This window comes from Pseudomonas sp. TH32 (genome assembly GCF_016650855.1).
GTDB lineage: Bacteria > Pseudomonadota > Gammaproteobacteria > Pseudomonadales > Pseudomonadaceae > Aquipseudomonas.
This window is the reverse complement of the sequence record NZ_JAEKFA010000001.1, coordinates 734,442-751,965: the sequence shown is the minus strand read 5'-3', so window position 1 is coordinate 751,965 and position 17,524 is coordinate 734,442. Positions and strand designations below refer to the sequence as shown.

The 17,524-nt window shown below is 58.3% G+C and carries 16 protein-coding genes; 13 read left to right on the top strand and 3 right to left on the bottom strand.

The features are described from left to right. Positions 1-7: 7 nt before the first annotated feature. Together JFV30_RS03530 and JFV30_RS03525 are read left to right on the top strand one after the other, a co-directional pair. Entirely contained in the window at positions 8-442 is a 435-nt protein-coding gene (locus tag JFV30_RS03530; RefSeq protein WP_003212236.1) for a type II toxin-antitoxin system RatA family toxin, read from the top strand. Next, entirely contained in the window at positions 435-749 is a 315-nt protein-coding gene (locus JFV30_RS03525; RefSeq protein WP_201121912.1) for an RnfH family protein, read from the top strand. The genes JFV30_RS03530 and JFV30_RS03525 overlap by 8 nt, the downstream gene beginning before the upstream one ends. Positions 750-811: 62 nt before the next feature. Here the strand turns inward: JFV30_RS03525 and JFV30_RS03520 are convergent, their stop codons facing one another. Next, the gene (locus tag JFV30_RS03520) at positions 812-1,339 is read right to left on the bottom strand and encodes an outer membrane protein assembly factor BamE (protein WP_201121910.1); all 528 of its coding nucleotides are present in this window, start codon (positions 1,337-1,339) and stop codon (positions 812-814) included. Between the two features lie 98 nt (positions 1,340-1,437). On the opposite strand from JFV30_RS03520, the gene fur reads away from it, so the two are divergent. Continuing rightward, the gene (fur, locus tag JFV30_RS03515; RefSeq protein WP_010174299.1) at positions 1,438-1,842 is read left to right on the top strand and encodes a ferric iron uptake transcriptional regulator; all 405 of its coding nucleotides are present in this window, start codon (positions 1,438-1,440) and stop codon (positions 1,840-1,842) included. 98 nt (positions 1,843-1,940) lie between these two features. On the opposite strand, the gene recN is transcribed toward fur, so the two are convergent. Further along, positions 1,941-3,614, bottom strand: a complete 1,674-nt coding sequence (gene recN / locus JFV30_RS03510) for a DNA repair protein RecN (protein ID WP_201121908.1) — start codon at positions 3,612-3,614, stop codon at positions 1,941-1,943. 252 nt (positions 3,615-3,866) lie between these two features. Here recN and grpE point away from each other — a divergent pair, with 252 nt between their 5' ends. From grpE to JFV30_RS03470, 8 genes are all read left to right on the top strand, one after another. After that, entirely contained in the window at positions 3,867-4,427 is a 561-nt protein-coding gene (gene grpE, locus JFV30_RS03505) for a nucleotide exchange factor GrpE (RefSeq protein ID WP_003212224.1), read from the top strand. A gap of 102 nt (positions 4,428-4,529) precedes the next feature. Beyond that, on the top strand, positions 4,530-6,446 hold the full coding sequence (gene dnaK, locus JFV30_RS03500) for a molecular chaperone DnaK (RefSeq protein WP_003212222.1): 1,917 nt from the start codon (positions 4,530-4,532) through the stop codon (positions 6,444-6,446). Positions 6,447-6,762: 316 nt separating this feature from the next. Next, positions 6,763-7,887, top strand: coding sequence for a molecular chaperone DnaJ (gene dnaJ / locus JFV30_RS03495; protein WP_010174305.1), 1,125 nt, complete (start codon positions 6,763-6,765; stop codon positions 7,885-7,887). Positions 7,888-7,897: 10 nt separating this feature from the next. Beyond that, a complete protein-coding gene (gene dapB / locus JFV30_RS03490) occupies positions 7,898-8,704 on the top strand; it encodes a 4-hydroxy-tetrahydrodipicolinate reductase (RefSeq protein WP_010174307.1) in 807 nt (268 codons plus the stop codon). 259 nt (positions 8,705-8,963) lie between these two features. Further along, positions 8,964-10,100 (top strand): glutamine-hydrolyzing carbamoyl-phosphate synthase small subunit, encoded by a 1,137-nt coding sequence (carA, locus tag JFV30_RS03485; protein ID WP_010174309.1) that lies wholly within the window; start codon positions 8,964-8,966, stop codon positions 10,098-10,100. A 105-nt stretch (positions 10,101-10,205) separates the two neighbouring features. Beyond that, complete coding sequence (gene carB / locus JFV30_RS03480) at positions 10,206-13,427, top strand: carbamoyl-phosphate synthase large subunit (protein WP_010174311.1); 3,222 nt, start codon at positions 10,206-10,208, stop codon at positions 13,425-13,427. Continuing rightward, positions 13,424-13,900, top strand: coding sequence for a transcription elongation factor GreA (greA, locus tag JFV30_RS03475; protein WP_010174313.1), 477 nt, complete (start codon positions 13,424-13,426; stop codon positions 13,898-13,900). The genes carB and greA overlap by 4 nt, the downstream gene beginning before the upstream one ends. A 28-nt stretch (positions 13,901-13,928) precedes the next feature. After that, positions 13,929-14,333 carry a hypothetical protein gene (locus tag JFV30_RS03470; protein WP_010174315.1) on the top strand — a complete coding sequence of 135 codons (405 nt, stop codon included), beginning with the start codon at positions 13,929-13,931 and terminating at the stop codon, positions 14,331-14,333. Between the two features lie 8 nt (positions 14,334-14,341). Here JFV30_RS03470 and JFV30_RS03465 read toward each other — a convergent pair whose 3' ends face one another. Then, positions 14,342-14,650 (bottom strand): YhbY family RNA-binding protein, encoded by a 309-nt coding sequence (locus JFV30_RS03465; RefSeq protein ID WP_010174318.1) that lies wholly within the window; start codon positions 14,648-14,650, stop codon positions 14,342-14,344. A 105-nt stretch (positions 14,651-14,755) separates the two neighbouring features. On the opposite strand from JFV30_RS03465, the gene rlmE reads away from it, so the two are divergent. Beyond that, entirely contained in the window at positions 14,756-15,406 is a 651-nt protein-coding gene (gene rlmE, locus JFV30_RS03460) for a 23S rRNA (uridine(2552)-2'-O)-methyltransferase RlmE (RefSeq protein ID WP_003212203.1), read from the top strand. Between the two features lie 200 nt (positions 15,407-15,606). Beyond that, positions 15,607-17,517, top strand: a complete 1,911-nt coding sequence (gene ftsH, locus JFV30_RS03455) for an ATP-dependent zinc metalloprotease FtsH (RefSeq protein WP_010174320.1) — start codon at positions 15,607-15,609, stop codon at positions 17,515-17,517. The last annotated feature ends 7 nt before the right edge of the window (positions 17,518-17,524 follow it).

Here is a 17,524-nt window from a genome sequence, read left to right as displayed (position 1 = left end):
CGCTCACATGACGACGCATATTCAACGTTCGGCCCTGCTGCCTTACCCGGCACAGGCGCTCTATGACCTGGTCAACGACGTGGCGCGTTACCCGGAGTTCCTGCCTTGGTGTTCAACTGCCGAGGTGTTGGAGAGCAGTGATGAGCACATGGTCGCCAGCGTGGGAGTCGCGAAGGGCGGCTTGAGCCAGCACTTTGTCACGCGCAACACGCTGGTGCCCGGGCAGTCCATCGAGATGAACCTCGAAGAAGGCCCGTTCACTCAGTTGCACGGTGTGTGGGTGTTCAAGGCGTTGAACGAGAAGGCGTGCAAGATCAGCCTGGACCTGTCGTTCGATTATGCGGGCCCTATCGTGCGTGCCACCTTGGGCCCGCTGTTCAATCAAGCGGCCAATACCCTGGTGGACGCGTTCTGCCAGCGCGCCAAGCAAATGCATGGCTGAGCCATTGGTTGAGATTGAGGTGGTGTACGCCGCGGTGGATCGTCAGGTGTTGATGAGCCTGGCGGTAGCGCCGGGCTCAAGTCTGCGGGCGGCAGTGTTGGGCTCTGGAATGGCTGCGCAGTTTCCGGAGCTGGACCTGCAGAGTTGTCCCTTGGGGATCTTCGGCAAAGTGATGGCGGATGCGGATGTTCGTGCTGTGCGCGCCGGAGACCGAATCGAGATCTATCGGCCATTGCTGGCCGATCCGATGGAGATACGGCGCTTGCGTGCGGCCAAGGCTGCCAAGGCAAAACAGCAGAGTTCTTAGCTTGCGAAATGGCAGGCAACAAAAAGCCCGGCATGCCGGGCTTTTTATCGAGCCTTACAAACTTATTGCGGGCTGGCGTCCAGAGGTTCTGGAGTCGGCACCGGAACGGTTTGTACGCCGTCGACGCCTTTCTGGATCTGATCGAGCAACGAGCCAGGCTTGGCCGGTACTTCGGACTGGGGCTTCTCCTCGTTCTGCGCGGGCGCAGGCGTGGTGGTGCCGTTGTCCTTGCCCAGCAAGGCTTCATCGCGGCTTACGCCCGGTTTGAAGTCCCCCGACAGGCTGACGAGCTGGTCATTGCCATTGAAGATGACGCTGACCCGCTCCTGCTGACGTTCACCGCCACCAGGTTGGATGCTATAGAGATAATCCCAGCGATCGGCATGGAATGTGTCGGTCAGCAGGGGATTGCCCATGATAAACCGTACTTGCCGTCGGGTCATTCCCGGGCGTAACTGGTCTATCATGTCCTGCGTGACGACATTGCCCTGCTGGATGTCGATTTTGTAAACCCCGGGGAATGAACAACCGGCGAGTGCGAGCAGTCCCACAAAGGTGAAACTGGTTAGCAAGAGCTTGGTGTTTTGCATCGGTGGGCGACTTCCACTATCTTGGCTGGGACAACGTAAACGCCGATCATACCCGTATTAAGAGAAGCTGCGAAGCAGCATCCGCGAGAAAGCTAACCATGGTTGAAAATAGCGAACTACGCAAAGCCGGTCTTAAAGTGACTCTGCCACGAGTCAAGATTCTACAAATGCTCGATTCTGCTGAGCAGCGCCACATGAGTGCCGAGGATGTATACAAGGCACTGATGGAGTCTAACGAGGACGTCGGCCTGGCCACGGTTTACCGTGTACTGACCCAGTTTGAAGCAGCAGGACTGGTGGTTCGTCATAATTTCGACGGCGGTCATGCAGTCTTCGAACTGGCCGACAGCGGCCACCACGACCACATGGTCGATGTGGAAACTGGCGAAGTGGTCGAATTCGTCAGCCCGGAAATCGAAAAGCTCCAGAAGGCGATCGCCGAAGAGCACGGAGTCGAATTGGTGGATCACAATTTGGTTCTGTACATACGTAAGAAAAAGTAAGAAAGCTACGCAGATTCGCTCTGCGAAACGATCGAAGGCGACCCTAGGGTCGCCTTCGTGCTTTCTATAGGAAGAAAAGGGTCAGTAAGCCGAGCTTTTCAGACCTTCGCGGTCACTACCATTTTCTTCGCGTGAGCCAGGGATTCCTTGGTCAGGTCGATGCCTCCCAGCATCCGCGCCACTTCTTCTACCCGTTCGGTCTTGTTCAGCTTGGACACCGCAGTATGGGTCGCATCACTGCCCCGCACCTTGTGCACGAACAAGTGTTGATGCCCTTGGGCGGCCACTTGTGGCAAATGGGTGACGGTAAGCACTTGGCCGCGATCGCCCAGCCGGCGCAACAGCTGGCCAACGATCTCGGCAGTCGGGCCGCCGATCCCGACGTCCACTTCATCGAACACCAGCGTTGGCACACGGGAGGTCTGCGCGGTGATCACCTGGATCGCGAGGCTGATCCGTGACAGCTCGCCACCGGACGCTACTTTAGCCAATGCCTTGAGGGGTTGGCCCGGGTTCGCACTGACCAGCAGTTCTACCTGTTCAAGGCCGTTGGGCAGCAGCTCGTTGCTGGTGTTGGTGTGCAGCTCGATGGTGAAGCGCCCGCCGGGCATGCCCAGGCGCTGGATTTCCTGTTCCACTGCGCTGGCCAGGCCGGTTGCTGCCTGATGGCGCAGGTCGCTCAGCTCCCGGGCCTTCTCATGATAATGGCGAGCAAAGGAGGCCAGCTCTTCACCCAGCCGCTCGATGGACTCATCGTTCGCGTTCAGGGTTTCGATCTCATCCAGCAGCTTTTGCTGCATGGTCGCGACTTCGGTCGGCTGGATCCGGTGTTTGCGCGCCAGGGTGTAGATGGTGTCCAGGCGCTCTTCTATATCTTGCAGGCGAGCCGGGTCGGCATCGAAGTGATCAAGAAAACGGTTCAGCTCGCCCACGGCTTCTTCCACCTGGATTTGCGCGCTGGTCAGCAGCGTAGTGGCTTCATTCAGCGAGCCTGAGGCGTTATTCACGCTGGACAGGCGGTTCAGGCTAGCAGTCAGCGCGTTGAGCACATTCCCGGAATCACTTTCGCTGCACTGTTCCACCACTTGCCGGCAGATACCCAGCAGGGTCTCGGCGTTGGTCAGGTTCTTGTGTTCCTGTTCCAGTTGCTCCAGTTCGGTCTCGCCGAGCCCCAGGCTTTCGAGTTCTTCCAGTTGATAGCTGAGCAGCTGGTGGCGGGCGCGCTGCTCGTCGCCGGAATTGGAGAGGCGCTCCAGTTCCTGGCGCGTTTGGCGCCAGCGCTGGGCGGCCAATTGCACTTGGCGCGCCAGGTCGGTGGCGCCCGCGTATTCGTCGAGCAGCCGGCGATGGGTGTCGGTTTTCAGCAGGGATTGGTGTTCATGCTGGCTGTGGATGTCGATCAGCAGCTCGCCCAGGGCTTTCAAATCACCGAGCGGGCAGGGCGTACCGTTTATATAGCCGCGGGAGCGCCCTTCGGCAGTGATCACCCGGCGCAGGATGCACGGCCCGTCATTATTAAGGTCGCGCTCGGCAAGCCAGGCTTCGGCTTCCGGGATGTCAGCCAGGTCAAAGGTGGCGAGGATGTCGGCCTTGTCGGCGCCGGGGCGAACCACGCCGCTGTCGGCGCGGTCGCCGAGGGTCAGCCCCAGGGCGTCGAGCATGATCGACTTGCCGGCGCCGGTTTCGCCTGTGATTACGCTCATCCCGCGATCCAGTTCAAGATCCAGATGTTCAACGATGGCGTAGTTATGTACGGACAGGTGCACCAGCATGACGGCCGCTCCCAGGCTTTAGGTCTGGTTATTTATACAGTGTTTTGTTTGAGGGTGACAATCCTGATGCTTAGTCCGATTTGCTTGAATGGATGTCTTTTTAAGTGCGACGAGGAATGACCGGCAGGAATTGATCCAGGACAAGTGAAGACTTTTGGTAACGCCTCAACCCTTGAACCTGAAAATTGTGGCCCCATATACCGGAACAGAAGCGCGAGTCGAGTTCGCGCATGATTTTGAAAGGAGAAATCTATGGCTGACGAACAGACGCAGGATACGCAAAATCCAGACGCCAACCAGGCAGCAGGTGAAGACCTGGCCGCTCGTGTGCAAGTGCTCGAAGAGCAATTGGCAGGCGCACAGGATCAATCGTTGCGTGTTGCCGCCGATCTGCAGAACGTCCGCCGCCGCGCCGAGCAGGATGTAGAAAAAGCTCACAAATTCGCCCTGGAAAAATTTGCCGGTGATCTGTTGCCGATCATCGACAGCCTGGAGCGTGGCCTTGAGCTGTCCAACCCGGACGACGAAAACATCCGCCCAATGCGCGAAGGGATCGAACTGACCCTGAAAATGTTCCAGGACACCCTGAAGCGTTATCAGCTGGAAGCCATCGATCCGCAAGGCGGCGAGCCGTTCAATGCCGAGCATCATCAAGCGATGGCGATGCAGGAAAACGCTGATCTTGAGCCGAACAGCGTATTGAAGGTGTTCCAGAAGGGTTACCAGCTCAACGGTCGCCTTCTGCGCCCGGCAATGGTTGTGGTGAGCAAGGCTCCTGCACCGGTTGCACCTTCGATTGATGAGCAGGCTTGAAATAAGTCGTAACGGCCCCATCTATAAGTCAAGCGTTTAAGTACTGCCGCAGTTAGCCACCACTGCTGCGGCAACAAAATCTAAGTTTCGGGAGAGTAAATCATGGGCAAAATTATCGGTATCGACCTGGGGACTACCAACTCCTGCGTCTCCGTGCTGGAAAACGGCGTATCCAAAGTTATTGAAAACGCCGAAGGCGCACGTACCACCCCGTCCATCGTGGCCTATGCCAACGACGGCGAAATCCTGGTGGGCCAGTCCGCCAAGCGTCAAGCTGTGACCAATCCGCATAACACCCTGTACGCGGTGAAGCGTCTGATCGGTCGTAAGTTCGACGAAGAAGTCGTACAGAAAGACATCAAGATGGTCCCGTACAAAATCGCCAAGGCTGACAACGGTGACGCCTGGGTTGAAGTGAACGGCCAGAAAATGTCGCCGCCACAAATCTCGGCTGAAATCTTGAAAAAGATGAAGAAAACCGCCGAAGACTACCTCGGTGAAGCAGTGACTGAAGCGGTGATCACCGTTCCGGCCTACTTCAACGACAGCCAGCGCCAGGCGACCAAAGACGCCGGCCGTATTGCTGGCCTGGACGTAAAACGTATCATCAACGAACCAACCGCAGCCGCTCTGGCCTACGGTATGGACAAGGCCAAGGGCGACCACACCGTGATCGTCTACGACCTGGGTGGCGGTACCTTCGACGTTTCCGTGATCGAAATCGCTGAAGTCGATGGCGAGCACCAGTTTGAAGTGTTGGCCACCAACGGTGACACGTTCCTGGGCGGTGAAGACTTTGACATTCGTCTGATCGACTACCTCGTTGACGAATTCAAGAAAGAAAGCGGCATGAACCTCAAAGGTGACCCGCTGGCCATGCAGCGCCTGAAAGAAGCCGCTGAGAAAGCCAAGATCGAACTGTCTTCGAGCAATTCGACCGACGTGAACCTGCCGTACATCACTGCAGACGCTACCGGTCCTAAGCACTTGAACGTGAAAATCTCCCGCGCCAAGCTGGAAGCGCTGGTAGAAGACCTGGTTCAACGCACCATCGAGCCTTGCCGCATTGCGTTGAAAGACTCGGGTATCGACGTTGGCGCGATCAACGACGTGATCCTGGTAGGCGGTCAGACCCGTATGCCACTGGTTCAGAAGCTGGTTACCGAGTTCTTCGGTAAAGAAGCGCGTAAAGACGTGAACCCGGACGAAGCTGTTGCCATGGGTGCTGCCATCCAGGGCGCGGTATTGGCCGGCGACGTGAAAGACGTTCTGCTGCTGGACGTAAGCCCGCTGACCCTGGGTATCGAAACCATGGGTGGCGTGATGACCGCGCTGATCGAGAAAAACACCACGATTCCTACCAAGAAATCGCAAGTGTTCTCGACTGCCGACGACAACCAGGGCGCCGTGACCATTCACGTGCTGCAAGGTGAGCGTAAGCAAGCGGGTCAGAACAAGTCCCTGGGCAAGTTCGACCTGGCCGAGATTCCACCAGCACCACGTGGCGTGCCGCAAATTGAAGTGACCTTCGACATCGACGCCAACGGCATTCTGCACGTAGGCGCCAAAGACAAGGCCACTGGCAAGACTCAGTCGATCGTGATCAAGGCTAACTCGGGTCTGTCCGAGGAAGAAATCCAGCAGATGATCCGTGATGCTGAAGCCAACGCCGACGAAGACCGCAAGTTCGAAGAGCTGGCCGCAGCCCGCAACCAAGGCGACGCGCTGGTTCACTCGACTCGCAAAATGATCGCTGACGCTGGCGACAAAGTGACTGCCGAAGAGAAAACTGCAATCGAAGCCGCAGTAGTTGCCCTGGAAGCCGCCGTTAAAGGTGACGACAAGGCCGCTATCGAAGCCAAGGTTGAAGAACTGTCGAAAGTCTCCGCGCCAGTCGCTCAGAAGATGTACGCCGAACAAGGCCAGCCGGCTGACGGTGCTGCACACCAGGCAGAACCTGAAGCCAAGCACGACGATGTTGTCGATGCCGAGTTCGAAGAAGTTAAAGACCAGAAGTAACTTGGTCGCCCGGTTGACCGCTCACAAGCGGTGACTGGTAGGATGTCGCCGCGCGGGAGCTTGCTCCCGCGTTGGCGTGTCTGGGGTACGCGAATTTTTACAGCATGCGACAACGCTCGGATGCTGGCGGTGTGATCGGGAATGCTCCTGCTTTCCGGACGACATTCACCGCGTTTTTGGCCGGTTGCCGGCTGAAAGCAGTAACGACCAGGATCGTTGAATTGACGTGAGTTGGGTCCGGGCCTGTATTGGGGCTCAACGAGTTTGGCAAGGCTCAGGAGGGTTTTGCCGGACGTCCTTAAGAGTGCAAAGACTTATGGCAAAGCGTGACTATTACGAAGTGTTGGGTGTGGAGCGCGGCTCCAGCGAGGCGGACCTGAAAAAGGCTTACCGTCGCCTGGCAATGAAGCACCACCCGGACCGTAATCCGGATAACAAAGAATCCGAAGACCTGTTCAAAGAGGCCAACGAGGCCTACGAATGCCTGTGTGATCCAAACAAGCGAGCCGCTTACGATCAGTACGGCCACGCTGGCGTCGACCCGAGCATGGGTGGCGGCGGTGCCGGGTTTGGTGGCCAGAACTTCTCCGATATTTTCGGCGACGTGTTCAGCGACTTCTTTGGCGGCGGCCGCGGTGGTCAGCGTGGCGGTGCCCAGCGTGGCAGCGACCTGCGCTATACCCTGGAGTTGAACCTGGAAGAAGCGGTGCGCGGCACCAGCGTTAATATCCGGGTTCCGACGCTGGTCAACTGCAAGCCGTGCGATGGTTCGGGCGCCAAGAAAGGCTCCTCGCCGATCACCTGCCCGACGTGCGGCGGTATCGGCCAGGTGCGCATGCAGCAAGGCTTCTTCTCGGTGCAGCAAACCTGCCCGCGTTGCCATGGCCAGGGCAAGATCATCTCCGACCCGTGCGACTCGTGCCACGGCGAAGGGCGTGTCGAAGAGTACAAGACCCTCTCGGTGAAGGTGCCGGCGGGTGTTGATACCGGCGACCGCATTCGTCTGTCGGGCGAAGGCGAGGCGGGCACTCAGGGTGGCCCAACGGGCGACCTGTACGTGGTGATCAATGTGCGTGAGCACTCGATCTTCCAGCGCGACGGCAAGCATCTGTTCTGTGAAGTGCCGATCAGCTTTGTTGATGCTGCCTTGGGTGGCGAGCTTGAAATCCCGACGCTGGACGGCCGGGTCAAGCTGAAGATTCCTGAGGGTACGCAGACCGGCAAGCAGTTCCGTATCCGTGGCAAAGGCGTTGCGCCGGTGCGCGGTGGCGGTGCTGGCGACTTGATGTGCCGTGTGGCGGTAGAGACGCCGGTGAATCTGGGGCGTCGTCAGCGCGAACTGTTGGAAGAGTTCCGCAGCTCCCTGGCGGGCGACGATACTCATTCGCCAAAGACCACTGGCTGGTTCGAAGGCGTGAAGCGCTTCTTCGGCGACCTGTAAGGAATTGAGTATGCGACGTATCGCGGTGATGGGCGCTGCCGGGCGCATGGGCAAGACCTTGGTGGAGGCCGTACAGGCGCGCTCGCCGGCGTCCGGGCTGACAGCGGCGATTGTTCGTCCCGGCAGCACCTTGATTGGTGCAGATGCGGGTGAGTTGGCGTCCCTGGGGCGGATCGGTGTTTCGTTGTGCGGCAACCTGGAGCAGGTCGCCGACGAGTTCGACGTGCTGATCGACTTTACCCTGCCGGAAGTGATGCTGAAGAACCTGGCGTTCTGCCGCAAGGCGGGCAAGGCCATGGTGATCGGTACGACCGGCCTGAATGCCGAGCAGAAGCAACTGCTGGTGGAGGCGGGCAAGGATATTCCTATCGTGTTCGCCGCCAACTTCAGCGTTGGCGTCAACCTCTCGCTGAAGCTGCTCGACATGGCGGCGCGAGTGATGGGTGATGAGGCTGACATCGAGATCATCGAGACTCATCACCGGCACAAGATCGATGCGCCGTCGGGTACGGCATTGCGCATGGGCGAGGCGATTGCCGATGCCCTTGGGCGGGATCTGTCGAAGGTCGCGGTGTATGGCCGTGAAGGTCACACCGGCGCTCGTGCTCACGACACCATCGGCTTTGCCACTGTTCGCGGCGGTGACGTGGTGGGCGACCACACGGTGCTGTTCGCAACCGAGGGCGAGCGTCTTGAGATTACTCACAAGGCGTCGAGCCGCATGACATTCGCCAAGGGTGCCGTACGTGCGGCGCTTTGGCTGGAGGGTCGTACGCCGGCCCTGTACGACATGCGTGACGTGCTGGATCTGCATTAAGAAGTAGCTAAAACGGGGCCTCAGGACTATTCTAAGGCCCCGTTTTTACCCGCTAAGCGACGTCCTGTCGCATTCCCCTGCCTTTAAGGCTCATTAGCGGTGGACCAAAAAAGCCTTTTTCTGTAAGCTACAGCTTTAGTGTGTCCACTAAAAGCGCGCAGAATAATTCGGTGAAGAAGCGGGGTGACGTGTCCATACGTCACTCCGCTTTTTTACAACCTGCGATCGCCCTTTCAGGCTTTATTTACGGGAGGTCTTCTTGACTAAGCCAGCCATACTCGCCCTTGCTGATGGCAGCATTTTTCGCGGCGAAGCCATTGGAGCCGACGGTCAGACCGTTGGAGAGGTGGTGTTCAACACCGCCATGACCGGCTATCAGGAAATCCTTACCGATCCTTCCTACGCCCAACAGATCGTTACCCTGACCTATCCGCACATCGGTAACACCGGTACTACACCGGAAGACGCCGAGTCTGATCGTGTCTGGTCGGCGGGTCTGGTAATTCGTGACCTGCCACTGGTTGCGAGCAACTGGCGTAACACGATGTCCCTGTCCGATTACCTGAAAGCCAACAACGTTGTGGCGATCGCCGGTATCGATACGCGTCGCCTGACACGCATCCTGCGTGAAAAAGGTTCGCAGAACGGCTGCATCATGGCCGGTGACAACATCTCCGAAGAAGCGGCGATTGCAGCGGCCCAAGGTTTCCCTGGCCTGAAAGGCATGGACCTGGCGAAAGTCGTCAGCACCAAGGAACAGTACGAGTGGCGCTCCACTGTCTGGGACTTGAAGACCGACAGCCACGCGACTATCGAAGCTTCCGAGTTGCCTTACCACGTCGTGGCCTACGACTACGGTATCAAGCACAACATCCTGCGCATGTTGGTCGAGCGCGGTTGCCGCGTGACCGTGGTGCCTGCGCAAGCCCCGGCCAGCGATGTGCTGGCCCTGCAGCCGGACGGCGTGTTCCTGTCCAACGGCCCGGGTGACCCTGAGCCTTGCGACTACGCCATCAAGGCGATCAAGGAAGTGCTGGAAACCGAGATCCCGGTATTCGGCATCTGCCTCGGCCACCAACTGTTGGCCCTGGCCTCCGGCGCCAAGACCCTGAAAATGGGCCACGGCCACCACGGTGCCAACCACCCTGTGCAGGATCTGGACACTGGCGTTGTAATGATCACCAGCCAGAACCACGGTTTTGCGGTGGATGAAGCGACTCTGCCGGGCAATGTCCGGGCGATTCACAAGTCGCTGTTCGACGGTTCCCTGCAAGGCATTGAGCGCACCGACAAGAGCGCGTTCAGCTTCCAGGGCCACCCTGAAGCAAGCCCGGGCCCGAACGACGTAGCGCCGCTGTTCGACCGTTTCATCAATGAGATGGCCAAGCGACGCTAACTGAGCGGCCTGAGGGTGGCCCGGGAAACCGGCGGCCCCCTCAGGCTCTTCAAAGATTGTTCAAGACGGCTTGCCGACTGACCTGCGGATTTGAGTGACAAACCCATGCCAAAACGTACAGACATAAAAAGCATCCTGATTCTCGGCGCTGGCCCGATCGTGATCGGCCAGGCCTGCGAATTCGACTACTCCGGCGCCCAGGCCTGCAAAGCCCTGCGCGAAGAGGGTTACCGCGTCATCCTGGTGAACTCCAACCCGGCCACGATCATGACCGACCCGGACATGGCCGACGCCACCTACATCGAGCCGATCAAGTGGCAGACCGTTGCCAAGATCATCGAGAAAGAGCGTCCGGACGCGCTGCTGCCAACCATGGGTGGCCAGACCGCCCTGAACTGCGCACTGGACCTGGAGCGCGAAGGCGTCCTGGAGAAGTTCGGCGTAGAGATGATCGGCGCCAATGCCGACACCATCGACAAGGCTGAAGACCGCTCGCGTTTCGACAAGGCGATGAAATCCATCGGCCTTGACTGCCCGCGCTCGGGTATCGCCCACAGCATGGAAGAGGCCAATGCGGTCCTGGAACGCCTGGGCTTCCCGTGCATCATCCGTCCGTCCTTCACCATGGGCGGCACCGGCGGCGGTATCGCTTACAACCGTGAAGAGTTCGAAGAAATCTGCGCCCGCGGCCTGGACTTGTCTCCGACCAAAGAGCTGCTGATCGACGAATCCCTGATCGGCTGGAAAGAATATGAGATGGAGGTTGTCCGCGATAAGAAGGACAACTGCATCATCGTTTGCTCCATCGAAAACTTTGACCCAATGGGCGTGCACACCGGTGACTCCATCACCGTTGCGCCTGCACAGACCCTGACGGACAAGGAATACCAGATCATGCGTAACGCCTCTTTGGCGGTGCTGCGTGAGATCGGCGTGGAAACCGGTGGCTCCAACGTCCAGTTCGGCATCTGCCCGGACACTGGCCGCATGGTTGTGATCGAGATGAACCCGCGTGTATCGCGTTCTTCGGCGCTGGCATCGAAAGCTACCGGCTTCCCGATTGCGCGCATCGCTGCCAAGCTGGCGATCGGTTACACACTGGACGAGCTGCAGAACGAAATTACTGGCGGCGCAACACCTGCATCCTTCGAGCCGTCGATCGACTACGTCGTCACCAAGCTGCCACGCTTTGCTTTCGAGAAATTCCCGAAAGCCGACGCCCGCCTGACCACGCAGATGAAGTCGGTCGGTGAAGTCATGGCTATCGGCCGGACCTTCCAGGAGTCCTTGCAGAAAGCCCTGCGTGGCCTGGAAGTAGGTGTTTGCGGCCTGGACGAGAAGCTCGACCTGAGCAACCCGGAAAGTATGAGCGTGCTCAAGCGCGAGCTGACCGTGCCGGGTGCCGAGCGTATCTGGTACGTGGCCGATGCTTTCCGCGCCGGCATGACCGTCGAAGACATCTTCGGCATGAACATGATCGACCCGTGGTTCCTGGTGCAGATCGAAGATCTGATCAAGGAAGAAGAGAAGGTCAAGACCCTGGGTCTGTCCTCTATCGATCGCGACCTGATGTTCCGCCTCAAGCGCAAAGGTTTCTCCGACATGCGCCTGGCCAAGCTGCTGGGTGTGACCGAGAAGAACCTGCGCACGCATCGCCACAAGCTGGATATCTTCCCGGTCTACAAGCGCGTTGATACCTGCGCGGCCGAGTTCGCCACCGACACCGCGTATATGTACTCCACCTACGAGGAAGAGTGCGAAGCCGCGCCGTCGGGCCGCGACAAAATCATGATCCTGGGTGGCGGTCCAAACCGTATCGGCCAAGGCATCGAGTTCGATTATTGCTGCGTACATGCCGCTCTCGCCCTGCGCGAAGACGGGTACGAGACCATTATGGTCAACTGCAACCCGGAAACTGTTTCCACCGACTACGACACGTCCGACCGTCTGTACTTCGAGCCAGTAACGCTGGAAGACGTACTGGAAATCTGTCGCGTCGAGAAGCCAAAAGGCGTGATCGTCCAGTACGGCGGCCAAACCCCGTTGAAACTGGCTCGCGCACTCGAAGCCGCTGGCGTGCCGATCATCGGTACCAGCCCTGACGCTATCGACCGTGCCGAAGACCGTGAGCGCTTCCAGCAGATGGTTGAGCGCCTGAACCTGCGTCAGCCACCAAACGCCACCGTGCGCAGCGAAGACGAAGCGATCCGCGCAGCCAGCAAGATTGGTTACCCGCTGGTGGTGCGTCCGTCCTACGTATTGGGCGGCCGGGCGATGGAAATCGTCTACGAAGAAGAAGAGCTCAAGCGTTACCTGCGTGACGCGGTGAAAGTGTCCAACGACAGCCCGGTGCTGCTGGACCACTTCCTCAACTGCGCCATCGAGATGGACGTGGATGCGGTCTGCGACGGCACCGACGTCGTGATCGGCGCGATCATGCAGCACATCGAACAGGCTGGCGTTCACTCCGGTGACTCCGCTTGCTCGCTGCCGCCTTACTCGCTGCCGGCGCACATCCAGGATGAGATGCGCGAACAGGTCAAGAAAATGGCCCTGGAACTGGGTGTGGTCGGCCTGATGAACGTACAGTTGGCGCTGCAAGGCGAAGACATCTACGTCATCGAAGTCAACCCGCGCGCTTCGCGTACCGTGCCATTTGTTTCCAAGTGCATCGGTGTTTCCCTGGCGATGATTGCCGCTCGTGTGATGGCCGGTAAGACCCTGAAGGAAATCGGCTTCACCAAGGAAATCATTCCGAACTTCTACAGTGTGAAAGAGGCGGTGTTCCCATTCGCCAAATTCCCTGGCGTGGACCCGATCCTGGGCCCAGAGATGAAGTCCACCGGTGAAGTGATGGGTGTGGGCGATACCTTCGGTGAAGCGTTCGCCAAGGCCCAGATGGGCGCCAGCGAAGTGCTGCCGACCGGCGGTACTGCGTTCATCAGCGTGCGTGATGATGACAAGCCACTGGTTGCAGGCGTGGCCCGTGATCTGATCAACTTGGGCTTCGAAGTCGTGGCTACTGCCGGGACCGCCAAGCTGATCGAGGCTGCCGGCCTGAAAGTGCGTCGCGTGAACAAGGTGACGGAAGGCCGTCCGCACGTGGTCGACATGATCAAGAATGACGAAGTCACCCTGATCATCAACACCACCGAAGGTCGCCAGTCGATCGCGGACTCCTACTCCATTCGTCGTAACGCCTTGCAGCACAAGATCTACTGCACCACCACCATTGCTGCTGGCGAAGCTATCTGCGAAGCGCTCAAGTTCGGTCCTGAAAAAACCGTGCGCCGCTTGCAGGATCTACACGCAGGATTGAAGGCATGATCAAATACCCAATGACCGTCCAGGGCGCAAAAGCCCTGGAAGAAGAGCACGCCCACCTGACCAAGGTCGTCCGTCCGAAGCTGAGCCAGGACATCGGTACGGCCCGGGAATTGGGTGACCTGAAGGAAAACGCCGAATACCATGCTGCCCGCGAGCAGCAAGGTATGGTCGAGGCGCGGATCCGTGATATCGAAGGCCGCCTGCAGAACTCGGTGGTTATCGACGTCACCACCATCCCGAAGACTGGCAAGGTGATTTTCGGCACCACCGTGGAAATCGCCAACGTCGAGACTGACGAAAGCGTGGTTTACCACATCGTGGGTGAAGACGAGGCCGACTTCAAACTCGGCAAGATCTCTGTCGGTTCGCCGCTGGCCCGCGCCTTGATTGCCAAGGAAGAGGGCGATGTGGTGGCCGTCAAGACGCCTGGTGGCGTGATCGAGTACGAGATTGTCGAAGTTCGTCACATCTGAAAGAAGGCGCCCGCTTCATGCGGGCGCCATGCTTTGGCAGTTTGCCCAGATGCTTTGGGTTGGCGGCCTATGGCTATTACATATTGGTGTACTGCCGGCGCTGGGCCTGATTGGCCTGGCACCGTTGCTGATCGATGAGGTCGGCGGATTACTAAGTGCGTTGCTGGTGGGTTTTGCAGCGGCGTGCGTGACGCTTCAGGCGCTGGTGCTGATCAAGGCCGAAGGCTTGGGGAGTTTGTGGCGGGATATTCGCGGGCAACTGCTGTTGATGGCGCTGTATGCGTGCGCAATGTTTTGCGTGGTGCGCATCTTTCTGCCGGAAGCGTTGCGCTGGCAGCTCTTCAGCTATCTTGTGCTAGGGTTTTCCGGGTTGGTACTGGTTGTTCAGCCGGCGCCAGGATGGAGTGGCAGGGCGCGCGAAGCACGCCCGTGACCCTTGTTTCACTTGAAGCGGTGTACGTTCGACAATTGCTTGTTGACGCTGAAGTTCTTGCGATACAGCAGCGCCATCTTGCCGATGACCTGAACCAGGTCCGCTTTGCCAACCTTGCACAGTTCTGCAATGGCTGCCAGGCGCGCCTCGCGATCAAGGATGCTGACCTTGATCTTAATCAGCTCATGATCGCCCAATGCGCGTTCAAGTTCGGCTAACACACCTTCAGTCAAACCGTTGTCAGCCACAATCAAAACTGGTTTCAGATGGTGGCCAATGGATTTGTACTGTTTCTTCTGCTCTTGAGTGAGCGGCATAATCTGACCCCTGCGTCTGATCTTGTAAAAAGCGGCGGCCAGTTTACCCGAGCGAGTCCGGGACCGCCCAGTTAATCACGACCCGTTTTATTTTCGAGGTGGCCCGTGGCCCGTTCCAAAACTAGCCTTAAGTGGCTGCAAGAGCATTTCAACGACCCTTACGTCAAAATGGCGCAAAAGGATGGCTACCGTTCCCGGGCCAGCTACAAGCTGCTGGAGATCCAGGAAAAGGACAAGTTGATCCGTCCTGGCATGAGCGTTATCGACCTTGGTGCCGCCCCGGGTGGCTGGTCCCAGGTGACCAGTCGTCTGATTGGTGGGCAGGGTCGTTTGATCGCTTCCGATATCCTGGAAATGGACAGCATCCCGGATGTGACCTTTGTTCACGGCGATTTTACCCAGGATGAAGTGTTGGCACAGATCCTGGAGGCGGTCGGAAATTCGCAGGTAGACCTTGTGATTTCCGATATGGCCCCCAATATGAGTGGATTACCCGCTGTTGATATGCCGCGGGCCATGTTCCTCTGCGAACTGGCATTGGATCTGGCAGGACGGGTACTACGTCCGGGTGGTGACTTTCTGGTCAAGGTCTTCCAGGGTGAAGGCTTCGACGAGTATCACAAGAACATCCGCAAGCTGTTCGACAAGGTACAGACACGCAAGCCTGACTCTTCCCGGGACAGGTCTCGCGAGCAGTATTTGCTGGGTCGCGGTTTCCGTGGCATTGAAGGCGCTGCCAGTGAAGAGCGTTTTTGAGAAATTTGACGGAGGCGATAGGTTTTTTTATATCGCTTTCGTCACGAAGCTTTACGAATATTGTGTAGTCAAAGTTTCACAAAGGGTTACAGACGGCGCCTGCCAGAGTTGTAGGTAATGTAGTAAGTTAGGCCGGTGAATATCATGCGAAGCACGCGCCAGTAGCGGAGCTTGCTTCAGAGGGTAGTTAATTGAACGATATGGCAAAGAATCTGATCCTGTGGTTGATCATCGCGGCTGTCCTCGTGACGGTGATGAACAACTTCTCCAGCCCTAACGAGCCGCAGACCCTCAACTATTCCGACTTCATCCAGCAAGTTAAGGATGGCAAGGTCGAGCGCGTAGCAGTTGATGGCTACGTGATTACCGGCAAGCGCAACGATGGCGACAGCTTCAAGACCATCCGTCCGGCAATCCAGGACAATGGCCTGATCGGCGACCTGGTGGATAACCACGTGGTTGTTGAAGGCAAACAGCCTGAGCAGCAGAGCATCTGGACCCAGTTGCTGGTGGCCAGCTTCCCGATATTGGTGATTATCGCCGTGTTCATGTTCTTCATGCGCCAGATGCAAGGTGGTGCGGGAGGCAAGGGCGGGCCAATGAGCTTCGGCAAGAGCAAGGCGCGCCTGCTTTCCGAAGATCAGGTGAAAACCACCCTGGCTGACGTCGCCGGTTGCGACGAAGCCAAGGAAGAAGTAGGCGAACTGGTTGAGTTCCTGCGCGATCCGGGCAAGTTCCAGCGCCTGGGCGGCCGTATTCCTCGCGGCGTGCTGATGGTTGGCCCGCCAGGTACCGGTAAAACCCTGTTGGCGAAGGCCATTGCGGGCGAAGCCAAGGTGCCGTTTTTCACCATTTCCGGTTCCGACTTCGTCGAAATGTTCGTCGGTGTGGGTGCCAGCCGTGTTCGCGATATGTTCGAACAGGCCAAGAAGCACGCGCCATGCATCATCTTCATCGATGAAATCGACGCTGTTGGTCGCCATCGTGGCGCCGGCATGGGCGGCGGTCATGATGAGCGTGAGCAGACTCTCAACCAGTTGCTGGTTGAGATGGATGGCTTCGAAATGAATGACGGCATCATCGTGATCGCCGCGACCAACCGTCCGGACGTACTCGACCCTGCGCTGCTGCGTCCGGGCCGTTTTGACCGTCAGGTTGTGGTGGGTCTGCCGGACATTCGCGGTCGTGAACAGATTCTGAAAGTGCACATGCGCAAAGTGCCAATGGGCGACGACGTGGCTCCGGCCGTGATTGCCCGTGGTACTCCAGGCTTCTCCGGTGCTGACCTTGCGAACCTGGTGAACGAAGCTTCGCTGTTCGCTGCCCGTACCGGCAAGCGCATCGTTGAAATGAAAGAGTTCGAGCTGGCGAAAGACAAGATCATGATGGGTGCCGAGCGCAAATCCATGGTCATGTCCGAGAAAGAGAAGCAGAACACCGCCTATCACGAAGCCGGTCACGCTATTGTCGGTCGCGTTGTGCCTGAGCATGACCCGGTCTACAAAGTGTCGATCATTCCTCGTGGTCGGGCGCTGGGTGTCACCATGTTCCTGCCGGAAGAGGATCGCTACAGCCTCTCCAAGCGTGCGCTGATCAGCCAGATCTGTTCGCTGTATGGCGGCCGGATCGCTGAAGAGATGACCCTGGGCTTCGACGGTGTGACTACCGGTGCGTCCAACGACATCATGCGTGCCAGCCAGATTGCACGGAACATGGTCACCAAATGGGGCCTGTCGGAAAAGCTTGGTCCTTTGATGTACGCCGAGGAAGAAGGCGAAGTGTTCCTGGGGCGCGGTGGTGGCGGTCAAGCTGCCAGCTTCTCCGGCGAGACGGCGAAGCTGATCGACTCGGAAGTGCGCAGCATCATTGATCAGTGCTACGGCACGGCCAAGCAGATCCTTACCGACAACCGTGACAAGCTCGACGCCATGGCTGATGCCCTGATGAAGTACGAGACCATTGATGCCGAGCAGATCGACGACATCATGGCCGGTCGTACGCCTCGCGAGCCTCGCGATTGGGAAGGGGGGTCGGGTACTTCGGGCACGCCGCCGGTGGTACAGAACGAACGCCCTGAAACCCCGATCGGCGGCCCGGCTGCTGACCATTAAGGTTTGA